The following is a 13,173-nucleotide window of genomic DNA, read 5'->3' as shown; positions in this document are numbered from 1 at the left end:
GCCGGGTTCCAACCACCCGATCAGGTGTGACTTCCGCGCTGGGCGACGATGGATTCCGCCGCTTCGCAACACTGATTGGCCCCCGCGTGGCCCGCCGTCCCAGGCCTGGCGGGCCAGCGCCCCGAAAGGCGCCTTCGCGAGGTAAACCGGAACGTACGCTTCCGCCGGGCAAACCGGAAGCCCCACGACTGTGTGCTCCAGCTCACACCGCCCGGACCGGGTCACAGACCCGGCTGATGGGCCTACCGCTCGCGCAGCTCGGCAAGCAGCGAGGGATTGACGATCGAGAGGACGACCTCGATGTGCTTGCTGTCGGCGGCGTCCCAGAGCGTGTCGCGCGCTTCGCGGTACTTCGCAGACAGCCGATCGCGCTGCTCGGCCGGAAGCCGGGCGGCCCGGTCGGGGTGGCTGTTGTGCGCGTTGTCGGCGATCTTCACAAGGGTTGCGTCTCGGTTGCCCGTGATGCGCTTGATCTTCTCGCCGTAGGGCACGCCGGGCTGGTTGGTCACGGTCTCCACGATCGAGACGACATGAGCCGGGACACCAACTGCCCTCAACTGCTCTGCCGTCCAGTCGGTGTCCTCGATGACGTCGTGCAGCAGCCCGGCCATCACCAACTCCGGTCCGAACGGCGCGAGTCCGGCAGCGACCGCGCGGACATGCCCGATATAGGGGACGCCGATCCTGTCGACCTGGCCGGCGTGCGCCTGCGCCGCGAAGTTGTCGACTTCCTCGACAGTGCGCATGCCTACTCCTCTCATTCGAGGGCCACTTCGGGCATCGGACAGGCCTGTTGACGCTCCTGGAGGGCCAGATGACGGAGCATCGGAGAACACTACGGCGCTCGGGGTCGCCCGTCAGCGGAGGCTGACGCTGCATCAACTGCGGTCTGCGGTTGGCGGAACGCCACTGCCCCGCTCCTGGCGGACTCGGCCCGCGCCGCCCGCAACGCTCGCCCGCGCGATCACGCTGCAGGATCTGACCCTGCACGGCTGGGACCTGGCCCGTGGCGCGGGTCGCGAGGCGGTCCTGACCGAGGACACCACCCAGGCCGTGCCGGCGGTCGTCGAGCGAATCGCCGACCAGGCCCGTGCCACCGGCGGCTACGGCCCGGCCCTCGGCACCCATGTGCACGAGGGTCCCTTCGAGCGCGCGCTCGCCGCCGGCGGCCGCGACCCCCTGGTGGACGGCCTGACCTCGACACCGCTCCCGGCGCCCGGTGCGCGTGGATCCCCTCGATCACGCACACCGGGCGACTACGACGTCGTACGCCTTCACCAGGCCCTCGCCCTGCCCGGCGCCACGGTCTTCGAGCCCGCGCCCGGCCGCGCCATGAAGGACTGTCGCCGTACCCGAGGCACCCGCCGAGCACTACCCGCGCCTCGCCGAAGCCGCCCTGGACGCATTCGACTGAACCGCGCAGCAAGCCCTCGGACCCGGTCCGTAACCCCGTCCGACCACCTGGACCGGAGGTCAGCCGCGGGCGCGGAGGCTGGCTTCTTCGAGGTCGAGTTCGCGCTGGATGCGGCGCCGGGTGGCGTTGCTGATCTTGTTCGCCTCGTAGAGGCGCTGGAGTTCGGCCGCCTCAATGGCGATGAGGGTGCGGCGTACCTCGCGGTAGGCGTCGGCAGGACGGGCGTCCGGATCGCTGTAGTGGGCATCGTCGGCCTGCTCCACGCGCGCTTCAAGATGGCGACGGGCCTGCTTCAAGGCGGCCTCGGCCGCGGCGCCAAGGTCGGCGAGCTGGTCCGGATCACCGAGCTGTTTGAGCTCGTCGAGGGCGGCGCGGGCGATGCGCCGACGGGTCCGGGCCTCCTCGCGTGCGGTGTGCTCCGGTTCCAGAGCGATGCCCGAGCGGCGCACGACAGGCGCGAGGGTGAACCCCTGGAAGATCAGGGTGAGCACGATGGTCCCGGTGGTGAGGGTGAGGATCAGCGCCCGGTGCGGCAGCGGCGCCCCGGTGTCGGTGGTCAGCGGGATGGAGAGCGCTGCAGCCAGCGGCATCACTCCTCGGGTGCCCGCCCAGGACAAGACAGCCGGAACGCGCCAGGAAAGCCGGCTGTCGCTCTCCCCGCGCCGGTAGTGGATCAAGGCGGACAGCGGGAAGACCCACAGCAGCCGGATCGCCACCACGGTGAAGGCGATCACCGGCACCCACAGCGGCCAGCCGTGCTCATCGCGCGCGAGCTGACGAACGGCGGAGGGAAGCTCAAGGCCGATGAGGGCGAAGACGACGCTCTCCAGCAGGAAGGCGACGGTGTCGTAGACGGCGTGGACCTGGATGCGGATAGGGGCGTTGCTGAGCTTGTGCCCGGTGCTGCCGAGGACGACCCCGGACACGATGACGGCGGTCACACCGGAGGTGTGCGATTGCTCCGCGATGACGTACGAGGCGTACGGGGTGATCAATGCGATGACGGTCTCCAGTATCGGGTCCTCGGTCCGTCTACGAATGAGGGCCACGACGGCGGCGACCGCCGCCCCGATGAGGGCTCCTCCCCCAGCGAGGATCAGGAACTGCTCGACGGTCCCGGCCACGGTGATGGCACTACCGGAAACCGCGGTGACCACGGCGACCTTGTACAGGACCAGGGACGTGGCGTCGTTGAACAGGCTCTCCGCCTGCACCATGGCCTGCACGCGCGATGGGAGACACAGGCGTCGGCCGAGCGCGGTGACGGCCACCGGGTCGGTGCTGGCCAGAACGGAGCCGAGGATGAATGCGGTCGCGGCGGTCAGCGGGGTGATGGCTCGGGCGACGTAGCCGACCGCGACGGCCGAGGCGAGAACCAGGCCGAAGACCAGGGCGGTCACAGGCCGCCACACCGTGCGTACGTCGCGCACGGAGATCTCGCCGGCCGCGGCGTAGAGCAGTGGAGGCAGCACCAGCACGTTGATCACGTGAGGCGGCAGGCGAACCTCGGGAACCCAGGGCATCAGCCCGACGGCCAGACCTGCGATCACGAGGAGCGAGGGGGCGGGCAGGCTCCAGCGCCGGGCACCGGTCGCCACAGCGGTGGCCAGGACCACGAGCAGCAGAATGACGATCAGGCCGGTCATGGAGCGTCCCCGGTTGGTTACGGCTTGTTACCCCCATCTGACCAGGTACTTTCCCAAAGTAGCCGACCTCCGGCGGTGATGCAGCGTGCAGGGCGCCGGTGTTCCGACTCCTGCGCAGAGGAAGTGTCGGGGTGAGTTGCCGACGAGCCGGGCCGAGAGGGGCCGACGAGCGGGTTGGGAGAACGTTGTCATGACACAGACGCGTCAGTGGTGGCCGTGTCGCCCCAGGGTCTCCACCGGGGTCGCGCCGCGGCGGATCCACTGTGGCACGGGGCGGCTGGTGGGGCCCCAGGTGGCGTTCCCGTCCGCGTCCGAGCGCCAGGACCAGCACGGGCTGCGCCCCTCGGGCCAGCCCTCGGGGTTGTCCTCCCACGCCTCGCCGCGGCCGTAGGGCGTCATGTCGAGCAGGCCCAGGGATCCATTGACCCGCTCGTTGCCACGGCCCGTCGTGGAGTAAGTGAGGAACACATGGTCGCCGTCGCGCAGGAAGCAGGTGAGGTAACCCATGGGGCCGACGACCGGCGCGTCCACGTCGCGCACCGAGTACCAGGGCTGGGTGTAGCCCATGAACTCGACGTAGGCGGCCACCTCGTCCCAGGGACCTGTGGTCAGGATGGCGAACGAGACGCCGCGGGCGTTGAGGTAGACGGCGTCCTTCAGGTGCCAGGCCGTTGTGGTGCAGCCCTCGCACTGCCCCTGGTGCGGCGCGCCGTCGTGCCACATGTGTTTATAGACCACGAGCTCGTCGCGGCCCTGGAACAGGTCCAGGAACGGGACCGGTCCCTCGGGTCCGACGACCTCGACCGCCCCGTCGAGCTCCGCCATCGGCAGCCGGCGGCGGGCCGCGGCGATGGCGTCGCCCTCGCGGGTGTGGGCCTTCTCGCGGACCAGCAGCTCGTCACGGGCAGCCTGCCAGGTGGCCAGGTCGACGACGGGCGGTCGGCCGGGCAGCGCGGTGGTCGGGTCGTCCGGCGTGGTCGTCATGGTGTCCTCCGTGGTGTCTCGTGCCGGGCAGCGTCCTACGACGGTCATCAGAAGAGACTCCCGACCCGGCCGGAACTCATCGCAGCGAGGACACCCTCGGCCGAGCCTGCACGGACCACGGCGGAGGCGTTGCGGGTCAAGATGTAGCCGGCGGTGGGGGTGTGGTGGTCGCCGGTGTGGGATCGGTGTCCGAGGGTCTCGCGCGGACGACGGCTTTGTCGCCTCGTGGTCCGAACAGGTGCAGGATCTCTACGGCGCTCGTGTGCGCGGGGCCGAACCAGTGCGGTTCTCGGGTGTCGAACTCGGCCACTTCGCCGGGGTGGAGCGTGCGTTCGTGTTCTCCGAGGATGAGGCGGAGCTCGCCGGCGAGGACGTAGAGCCATTCGTAGCCGTCGTGGGTCACCAGCTTCGGCTCGCGGGGAGCCAGTACGTGCTTGAACACCTGCACCCGGCCCGGGTACTGGGTCAGGGGCACGAGGATGCTGCCGTCGCCTTTGCGCAGGGGTCTCAGATGCACCCGGGGGTCACCGGTGGCCGGTGCGGCGACGAGTTGGTCGAGTGCGACACGGTGCGCCCTCGCGAGTGGGATGAGGAGGTCCAGAGTCGGGCGTCGTGTGCCCGATTCAAGCCGGGACAGGGTGCTGACCGAGATCCCGGTCGTGGTTGACAGTGTCTCCAGGGTGAGTCCTCGGTCCCGGCGCAGCATACGCAGCCGTGGCCCGATGCCATCGAGGATCTGCTCCAGTTCGGTGTCCACGTGGTTCAGTGTGCGGTTCTTTGCGGTTCTCGCAAAAAGCGTGGTCCGTGGTTGTCGGCCTGGCTGAGCCTTGCCACCAGGTATTTCTGGATATGAGAGGCGATCCGTGACTGCGACTACGACGAGTACGACTCATTCTGTTGCGCCCGCTCTGACTGCGCGCAGGCGCTGGACGGTGCTGGCCGTCTGCTGTCTGAGCATGTTCCTGGTGGGCCTCGACACCACCATCGTCAACGTGGGCCTGCCGGCCATCGGGCGCGGCCTGGGCGTGGGGACTCGCAGTCTTGAGTGGACGGTGGACGCCTACACCATCGTCCTGGCCGGTTTGCTGATGTCCTCCGGTGCGCTGGCGGACCGCTTCGGACGCCGCAGGGTGTTCCAGTCCGGATTGATGGTGTTCGGTGCGGCTTCGCTGGCCTGTGCGATGGCTCCTTCGGTCGGCGCGCTTGTCGCGGCCCGCGCCGTTCAGGGCATCGGTGCCTCGATGCTCAGTCCCGTGGCTCTCGCGATCGTGGTGAACGCGATGCCCGACCCGCGGGAGCGAGCGCAGGCGAGCGGCGTCTGGGCGTCGGTCTTCGGGCTCAGCATGGCCGTCGGACCGGTCACGGGCGGCGCCCTCGTCGCGGAGCTGGGCTGGCGGGCCCTGTTCTGGATCAACGCTCCCGTCATCGTGGCCGCCCTGGTCCTCAGCGCCGTGTTCGTGCCCGAGTCCCGAGGGCCGCGGGCACGGCCGCTCGACCTTCCGGGTCAGGTCCTGCTGACCGTGGCCATCGGGGCCTGGGTCGGCGTCCTCATCGAAGGGCCCCACATCGGCTGGACGTCGTCTGAGGCGCTGGCCGCCTATGGCTTCGCCGCCCTGGCGACGGTCGGATTCGCAGGGGTCGAGGGCCGCCGACACCAGCCTCTGATGGATCTGGGGCTCTTCCGCAGCCCCGTGTTCAGCAGTGCGGTCCTGGGCGCCGTGGCTGCCTTCGTCGCGCTGAACGTGACGCTGCTGCTCAACACCCTCTACCTGCAGCACACCCGGGGATTCACGCCACTGGCCGCCGGAGCGGCGACGCTGCCCATGGCCGTCGGCGCCACCGTCTGCGCCCCCTGGTCCGGCCGTCTCGTCGGTCGCGTCGGACCCCGGCTGCCACTGACCCTCGCCGGCGGTTTCACCATGGCAGGCGGCCTTTGCCTGGTCGGCCTCGACCGGCACACGAGCGTGCCCCTGCTCCTGCTCGCCTATCTGCTCACAGGCATCGGGTTCGGCTTCGCCAACGCGCCGATCACCAACACCGCGGTCAGCGGTCTGCCTCCGGCCCGGGCCGGCGTGGCCGCAGCGATCACCTCCACCGCACGACAGGTCGGCTCCGCGCTCGGCATCGCCGTTGCCGGCGGCCTGGTGGCGAACGCCACCCCAGCAGGGCTGGCCCACGCGTCCCGCCCGGGCTGGCTCTTGGTCGCCGCCTGCGGACTCCTCCTGGCCCTCATGGCCCACGCATCGCGGACGACCCAGCGTCGGGGAATCACCTTGAATCCTTTGACGCCGGGGGCGCGTTGGCGGAGGTCTTGATGCTCTGCGGGGTCCAGCACACGGTTCCAGTAGTACCGAGGGGCGCGGTTCACTCGGCGTCGAGTTGGTGGTCGGCCCATACGTAGCTCTCGGGCAGCAAGTCGGTGATCTGCACGGTGCGGATGCGGTCGCCTTTGCCGACGATGACCTTGAGGGAGGGGAAGTAGTCGAGAAGGACCTGCCGGCACCGGCCGCACGGAGGAACAACCCCTCGGTCGCGGTCGCCCACGGCGACGATCGTGTCCAGCTCGTAGGCGCCCTGGGCGGCTGCCGCGCCGATGACGACCAGCTCAGCGCAGGGGCCTCCCGTGAAGTGGTACGCGTTCACCGCGGTGACGATCCGGCCGTCCCGGGCACGGGCCGCGGCTGCCATGGTGTGGTTGTCGCCCCAGCAGCGAGTGCGAGCCATGTGTGCTGCGGCCTCGATGAGTTCGTGGTCGACGGGATGGGTCTGCGTGGTCATCTTCTCTGCCTTCGTCAGGTCTCAGGCAACGTTGGCCCGCCGAACATGGGCGTGCAAGCGAATATCGGCGGTGTGTTGTCCCGTCTGATGATGTAGCCGCGGCCAGGTGACACCACGCCGCCTGGACCAGCATCCGAACGGTCCGTCAGTTACCAGGACGGCCGGCACGGGCTACGTGCGCAGGTGGCGGCTCACATCGCCCACCAAGTGGATGCGCACCAGACGTTCCGCGAACCGCCATACCCCCTCGCGGCGTTCGAATCGGTCGCTGTAGCGGCCCGCGGCGACGGCCTGCAACGGGAAGTCAGGCAGGGCTTGAAAGACGGTGACGTAGGAACGCGCGGTGGCCGTGCCCGCGTTCTCGTCGACCGTGACGGCGATGTTCGTCGTGGCGTGGTGGGTGCGCGGTATGCCGTCCTCGTAGAGGATCACGGTGTCCCGGAGCATCCGCTCGACGGCCTCGCGGCCCTCGGCCGGTGCCCCGCTTCCCACGAGCACCGCGTCGGCGAACAATGCGCCGACGCCGGCGAAGTCTCCGGTGTCCACCAGCTCCGCGTATCTGGCGATCAGGCTGGTCACGGCGAGCGTATCCGTGGCTGCGTTCATGGCACGTGAGGATATGAGACTGAGTCAGGCACCGCATTGACGCCCATCGCCTTGCCCTCGGCCTGGTGGTCGGCCTGCCCGACTTCCTGCGGTCGGCAGGGGACCGTGGTCCAGCATCAGGGCATGGACGTCCCCAAGCCGCTCTGCCATTGGCGCTGCTACGAGACGCGCAATTGCGAGAGTCAGCCCTTCGCGGATCTGGCCGAGCCCCACAGTGCGCCCTGGTTGACCCGGTCAGGATGCAGTTCCAACATGCCGCGGTAGAGGTCGAGAGTCGTCGTGGTGCGTTCTGCGACGGCCTCGAAGTCATGGATGTAGCGCCGGGTCTCGTCGATCGCCTTCGGGTCGTCGGGACGGTCGGGGTTCTTGTGTCCCGCCACCACCGCTTCAGGGTCCAGTGCGGCGATGGTGTCCAGCGCGTTCAGCCAGGCTCGCCGACCCTCGGCGGGCGATTCGGCGAGGTAGAGGTGCACATCGTTGTAGACGGCGTCGCCGGCGACGACCAAGCCGATCGACGGCACGTGCAGGCAGGTGGTGTCATCGGTGTCCGTGTGTCCCAGTCCCACGACGACGAGGTCGTGCCCCTCCAGCTGAAGCCGATCACCGGCCAACGGCTCCGCGGCCACGAGTGTGTCCGGGATCTGGCCGGGGAAGCGCTTGTTCCAGAACGACGCGACGAACTCCGGCGCCATCTGGTTCTTCATCTGCTCCACCACAGCCGGGGTCGCGACTGCGCGCGCTCCCGGGAAGCGATCGAGGAGGGTGCCCAGACCGAACCAGTGGTCGCCGTGCCCATGGGTCACGTAGATGGTGGTGAGGTTCTTGCCGCTGGCCGCAACCCAGTCGGCCAGGCGGCCGGCCTGCTCGACGGTCATGAGCGCGTCGACCAGAACCGCATCGCGCTCGCCCGTGACCAGCGTGGCCGTGATCGGCGACCACATGCGCCTGGGGAGATCGGGCGCCAGGTCCGCGATCTCGGTGGGGATCGACGGCGCCACATGGACACTCCAGCTCAGCTGCGCTCCAGGCATGAGTGCTCCTTGGACTGTGAGGCAGCCTCGCGATCTGTGACCGATCAGCCACGCTCATACGCATGACCGCTGCCTGGCTTGTCTTGCTTCTTCAGCCGAAAGTACGCCCAACATGCGACACAGTCAAATCCTTAAGACCTATGTCGTATATTAGGGCCGCAATCTCCACTCTTAGCAGCATGAAGACGCTGACTGGCATGTTGACTGTAGGCTTGCGACATAGGCAAATCGGTAATGGCTACTTCATCAGGTTCATGCGGAGGCGAAACTCCACCGCGACTACGTGGACAGACGACCTGCGTGGGCCACGCTCCCCTTCAAGGAGGCGCCACCATGACCGCAGCCGCGCCCAACTCCCTGTCGTACGAGACCTTTGTCTCGGACGGAACACCCCGGGCAGGCGACGAGCGCCTGCCGAACGGCGAACGGCTCGTCTCCTCGCCGCTGACGTCGACACTGATCTTCGGAGCGGAAGAGGCCGTACTGGTCGATCCGCCTTTCACCCGTGAACAGACCGATAAGGTCGGCGACTGGGTGGCTGGGTCCGGCAAGCGCCTGACCCACATCTACTCCACCCACGGACACGGCGATCACTGGTTCGGTACCGCAGAGCTCGTCAAGCGATTCCCCGGCGTCACGGTCTACGCCACCCGTGCCACCATCGAGGTCATGCACCGGCAGGCCACCGAGGGACGCCAGAAGATGTGGGACCCGAGCTTCCCCGGCCTGATCCCTGACAGCCCGGTTCTGTCCCGGCCCATTCCCGCCGACGGCTTCCTGCTGGAAGGCAACGTCGTCCAGGCCGTCGAGGTCGGACACTCGGACACCGACGAGACGTCCGTCCTGCACGTACCATCCCTCGGCCTCGTCGTGGCGGGCGATGTCGCCTACAACGGGGTGCACCAGTACATCCTCGAAGGCGGTGACGGCGGCCTTCAAGAGTGGCTCGCGGCCATCGATCGCGTCGTCGCGCTCGAGCCGCGCATCGTCGTGGCAGGCCACAAGAACAAAGACCTCCCCGACGATCCCGCCATCCTCGACCGGACCCGGCAGTACCTGCTGGACGTCATCCGGCTGCTCGGCGGAAACCCGACTGCACGCGAGTTCTTCGACCGGATGACAGGGCTCTACCCGGATCTGCTCAACCCGGGTCCCGTGTGGTACGGAGCAATCGGGCTGCTGGGAAGGTGACCTGGCGCATCGTCATCGCGGTAGCGGCAGGCGCGGGCACGAGCGTTGCCGACACCTCACAGGGATGCGCGCCGCGGCCCTGATGGCGCCGTGGCCTGGGTCAGCACGGAGTCCCGCGAGGGCGTCGCCAACCTCGCGCCCGTCTCCCTGGCATCTTCGCCGGAGCACCTCGGGTTCACGCCTCCCGCATCACCGTCAACGCACGCGGCGCCGGCCAGTCAGTTCATCGGTCGACGGGCCTGCTTCACCTCGCGGTCCACGGCCCACGCGTCGGCGACGGGCCCGAGGTGGCCGAGTTTGTCGGGATTGATCACCGCGCGGATGGTCTGGATCTGCCCGTCGAGCACCTCGAGGGCCAGGATGTGGAGCACTTTGCCGTCCCGGTCGCGGAAGATCGCGCCAGGCTGACCGTTGACGTCGTGCGGCTCGAACCTCACGTCGATCCGGGCCATCAAGGGGAAGACGGAGGCCAGCAGGCGGGCCACGTTCTCGGCACCGACGACGGCCTTGGCCAGCTGCGGGGCCTTGCCACCGCCGTCCCCGGCCATCGACACATCGGCGGCGAGCAGATCCCGCAGGCCGACGACGTCGCCTTCGCGGAGGGCGTCGAGGAACCGCGTCGCCAGCTCGCGCCGCTCCTGCCGGTCCGCCTCGAACCGTGGCCGCCCGGCCTGCATATGCCGCCGTGCCCGCACCAGCAGCTGCCGGCACGCCGCCTCGGACCGCCCCACCGCGGAGGCGACTTCGTCGAACCCGAAGCCGAACACCTCCCGCAGCACGAAGACCGATCGCTCCAGCGGGCTGAGCCGCTCCAGGAGCAACAGCGCCGCCATGGACACCGAGTCGGCCAGTTCCGCCGAGCGCGCCGGGTCCTCGTAGGGGTCGGCGAGCAGCGGCTCGGGAAACCACGGCCCGACGTACTCCTCCCGCCTCACCCGCGCGGAGCGCAGGACGTCGATCGCGATCCGCGTCACCGTGGCGGACAGAAACGCCTTGGCCGACATGGCCCGGGTAGCCGAGCCGTCGAAGCGCAGCCACGTCTCCTGCACCGCGTCCTCGGCCTCGCCCACGCTGCCCAGAATCCGGTAGGCGATCGAGAACAGCAGCGGCCGCAGCTCCTCGAACTCGTCGACCTTGCTCACGCCGAACCCCTTAGCCGGTGAAGGACTGCGGGCCGAAGCGGCCCCATGCCACGAATGCTGCAAGCAGGAGATAGATCAGGTTCAGCATCACATACATGGATTCGCCGCGTCGGCCGTGCGTGATCATCGCGCCGACCATCAGCAGGACCCAGCACACGGCGGTCACCGGTACGAGAGCCGGTGCGATGTCGACCACGGCGGGCAGGATCAAGCCCGCCGCAGCCAGAAGCTCAAGGACGCCGAGGGACTTGACGAAGCCGACGCCGACGTCGTCGGTCCATCCCCCACCCTGGACCGCAGCCAGTTTCTCCTTGGGCACGAATGTCTTGCTGATGCCGCCGGTGAGGGCTACCACGGCCAGCAGTCCGGCACCGATCCACAGTGCAAGGTTCATGAGGTCACACTCCTGTCGCCCGGTATCTCCCCTCTACCGCTCAGTGGAACGGCCCGACCTCGTAGTTGCCGGCCGGCTGCTGGGTGATGATGTTCAGCCGGTTCACCGAGTTCATGAAGGAGACCAGGATCACCAGGGCGGTGAGCTGCTCCTCGTCGTAGTGCTTGGCGGCGTTCGCCCACGCCTCGTCGCTGACCCCGCCGGCGGCGTCCGCAACCCGGGTCCCCTGCTCCGCCAGCTCCAGCGCGGCACGCTCGGCGTCGGTGAAGACCGTGGCCTCCCGCCACGCCGCGACCAGGTTGAGCCGCACCGAGGACTCACCGGCCGCGGCGGCCTCCTTGGTATGCATGTCGACGCAGACGGCGCAGCCGTTGATCTGGCTCACGCGCAGCGCCACCAGTTCCTGCGTCTTGGCCGGCAGTGGCGAGTCCTTGAGCGCCTTGCCCGCCGACATGAAGTGCTTGAGGGGGTTGCCGGCGGTCGGCATGGCGAAGTAGTTCAGTCGCGCGTCCATGGTGTGCTCCTCTGCGGTCGTGTGTCGCTACACCCACGAGACGAGGTGGCCCGCCCTCCTGTGACATGGACGAAAGTGCCCCCCTCCCCGCCGTCGACGCCCGTCAACCGACGGGCACTCGCCGCCAACTGGTCGATCAGAGACACCAACTGGTCCATCAGGCAATTGAGCGACTGAAGCGCCTCGCTCAACGCCGGAGGCGCACGGTGGTGGTCAGGGCTGCATCGACAGGTCGATGGCCCGGTCGACGTCCTGCGGTTGCAACACGCGCAGGATGCCTTCCAGCAGGTAGTAGTCGGCGTAGGGCAGGGAGACCTCGATCCCGTCCTCGGCCGGCCGGTTGCGGGTGCAGCGGGCGACTATCGCCTCGGCGCGGGCCGACTTTCTCGTCAGGCAGGTCTCCGACAGGGCGGTGAGGATCCGCACCGCCACCTGCCGGTACTCAGGCCTGCCGGTGGCGGTGGCCAGGTCGAGCAGCCCGCACGCCATGACGGCGCCCGCCGATGCGTCCTTGACGTCGTGGGGTTGTTGCGGTGCACGGTAGTCCCAGACGGGCACGTGGTCCTCGCTCAGCGTGCCCAGCGCGTAGTCGGCGAGCTTGCGCGCTGTCGACAGGAACTGTTCGTCGCCGGTGCGGCGGTACATGGTGGTGAATCCGTAGATCCCCCAGGCCTGCCCCCGCGACCAGCAGGAGGTCGGGCTGTAGCCCTGGACCGTGTTCGGGCCGATCGGTGCGCCGGTGTCGGGGTCGAAGTCGTAGACGTGGGGGGTCGATCCGTCCTGGCGGGGAAAGGTCTTCTGCACTGTCCTGGCATGTTCCACGGCGATGCCGAGGTATTTCTCGTCGCCTGTCTGCCGACTCGCGAAGGCCAGCAGATCGAGGTTCATCATCGTGTCGATGATGACCCGGCCCGCGTTGTTCGGGTCGCCGAGCGCTCCCCATGCCCGGATGAAACGGCCTCGCGGGTTGTATCTCTGGATCAGCGACTCCGCCGCCTGCACGGCGCCCGCGCGCCAACTGTCCTCGTCGGTCAGCCGCCAGGCGGTGACCCACGACGGAGAGAAGAGGAAACCGAGGTCGTGGGTGGTGGTGTCGTGCTGGCGGGGAGCAAGTTTGCGGGCCGAGTCGAGTGCCAGCGTTCGAAACACATCATCCTCGCTGTAGAGATACGCCATCCACAGCGTCCCCGGCCAGAACCCTCCCACCCAGTCGCCGTCCTGGGAGTAGACCCACTTCTCGAATTTCGTCGCGACGGGAAAGGCGGTGACGCGTGGTGCGACAGCGCGCAACTTCTCCACCGCATAGTCGGCTGCCGCACGCAGCGTGTGTACCGTCGACGCCGGCTCCGGGCGACCGGACGCCTCCGCGGCCCAAGCCGGTGACGTGGCGGTCGCCGTGGCACCGGCTGCCACGGCGAGGACAGTACGCCGGGAAATGCTCATGGAGGTCCTCCAACTAGGCAATTCCGCAGG

General features: G+C 68.7%; 13 protein-coding genes. 2 read left to right on the top strand and 11 right to left on the bottom strand.

Translation table 11 applies throughout. The features are described from left to right. Positions 1-242: 242 nt before the first annotated feature. The 4 genes from AB0L95_RS26690 to AB0L95_RS26675 all read right to left on the bottom strand — a co-directional run bounded on the left by AB0L95_RS26690 (position 243) and on the right by AB0L95_RS26675 (position 4,801). Positions 243-746 (bottom strand): HD domain-containing protein, encoded by a 504-nt coding sequence (locus AB0L95_RS26690; protein WP_365165380.1) that lies wholly within the window; start codon positions 744-746, stop codon positions 243-245. Between the two features lie 727 nt (positions 747-1,473). Continuing rightward, complete coding sequence (locus AB0L95_RS26685) at positions 1,474-3,060, bottom strand: Na+/H+ antiporter (protein ID WP_365165378.1); 1,587 nt, start codon at positions 3,058-3,060, stop codon at positions 1,474-1,476. Between the two features lie 204 nt (positions 3,061-3,264). Beyond that, positions 3,265-4,044, bottom strand: a complete 780-nt coding sequence (locus AB0L95_RS26680; RefSeq protein WP_365165376.1) for a DUF899 domain-containing protein — start codon at positions 4,042-4,044, stop codon at positions 3,265-3,267. A gap of 136 nt (positions 4,045-4,180) precedes the next feature. Then, positions 4,181-4,801 carry an XRE family transcriptional regulator gene (locus AB0L95_RS26675; protein WP_365165374.1) on the bottom strand — a complete coding sequence of 207 codons (621 nt, stop codon included), beginning with the start codon at positions 4,799-4,801 and terminating at the stop codon, positions 4,181-4,183. Positions 4,802-4,976: 175 nt separating this feature from the next. Between AB0L95_RS26675 and AB0L95_RS26670 the strand changes: the two genes are divergently transcribed. Further along, the gene (locus AB0L95_RS26670; protein WP_365165372.1) at positions 4,977-6,359 is read left to right on the top strand and encodes an MFS transporter; all 1,383 of its coding nucleotides are present in this window, start codon (positions 4,977-4,979) and stop codon (positions 6,357-6,359) included. A 49-nt stretch (positions 6,360-6,408) separates the two neighbouring features. On the opposite strand, the gene AB0L95_RS26665 is transcribed toward AB0L95_RS26670, so the two are convergent. The 3 genes from AB0L95_RS26665 to AB0L95_RS26655 form a co-directional block, all read right to left on the bottom strand. After that, positions 6,409-6,822: a cytidine deaminase gene (locus AB0L95_RS26665; protein WP_365165369.1), complete on the bottom strand. Its 414-nt coding sequence runs from the start codon at positions 6,820-6,822 to the stop codon at positions 6,409-6,411. 171 nt (positions 6,823-6,993) lie between these two features. Then, the gene (locus AB0L95_RS26660; protein ID WP_365165367.1) at positions 6,994-7,428 is read right to left on the bottom strand and encodes a nuclear transport factor 2 family protein; all 435 of its coding nucleotides are present in this window, start codon (positions 7,426-7,428) and stop codon (positions 6,994-6,996) included. A gap of 182 nt (positions 7,429-7,610) precedes the next feature. Next, positions 7,611-8,459 carry an MBL fold metallo-hydrolase gene (locus AB0L95_RS26655; protein WP_365165365.1) on the bottom strand — a complete coding sequence of 283 codons (849 nt, stop codon included), beginning with the start codon at positions 8,457-8,459 and terminating at the stop codon, positions 7,611-7,613. A gap of 333 nt (positions 8,460-8,792) precedes the next feature. Between AB0L95_RS26655 and AB0L95_RS26650 the strand changes: the two genes are divergently transcribed. Then, on the top strand, positions 8,793-9,650 hold the full coding sequence (locus tag AB0L95_RS26650; protein WP_365165363.1) for an MBL fold metallo-hydrolase: 858 nt from the start codon (positions 8,793-8,795) through the stop codon (positions 9,648-9,650). 218 nt (positions 9,651-9,868) lie between these two features. Here AB0L95_RS26650 and AB0L95_RS26645 read toward each other — a convergent pair whose 3' ends face one another. The 4 genes from AB0L95_RS26645 to AB0L95_RS26630 all read right to left on the bottom strand — a co-directional run bounded on the left by AB0L95_RS26645 (position 9,869) and on the right by AB0L95_RS26630 (position 13,143). Next, on the bottom strand, positions 9,869-10,792 hold the full coding sequence (locus tag AB0L95_RS26645; RefSeq protein WP_365165359.1) for an RNA polymerase sigma-70 factor: 924 nt from the start codon (positions 10,790-10,792) through the stop codon (positions 9,869-9,871). Between the two features lie 10 nt (positions 10,793-10,802). Continuing rightward, positions 10,803-11,186 carry a DoxX family protein gene (locus AB0L95_RS26640; RefSeq protein WP_365165357.1) on the bottom strand — a complete coding sequence of 128 codons (384 nt, stop codon included), beginning with the start codon at positions 11,184-11,186 and terminating at the stop codon, positions 10,803-10,805. Positions 11,187-11,226: 40 nt separating this feature from the next. Then, positions 11,227-11,700, bottom strand: a complete 474-nt coding sequence (locus AB0L95_RS26635) for a carboxymuconolactone decarboxylase family protein (protein WP_365165354.1) — start codon at positions 11,698-11,700, stop codon at positions 11,227-11,229. A gap of 213 nt (positions 11,701-11,913) precedes the next feature. Then, positions 11,914-13,143, bottom strand: a complete 1,230-nt coding sequence (locus AB0L95_RS26630) for a glycoside hydrolase family 88 protein (RefSeq protein ID WP_365165352.1) — start codon at positions 13,141-13,143, stop codon at positions 11,914-11,916. Between the last annotated feature and the right edge of the window lie 30 nt (positions 13,144-13,173).

Source organism: Streptomyces sp. NPDC052036 (genome assembly GCF_040680495.1).
In the GTDB taxonomy this organism is placed as follows: domain Bacteria; phylum Actinomycetota; class Actinomycetes; order Streptomycetales; family Streptomycetaceae; genus Streptomyces.
This window is presented reverse-complemented; position numbering and strand designations above follow the sequence as displayed.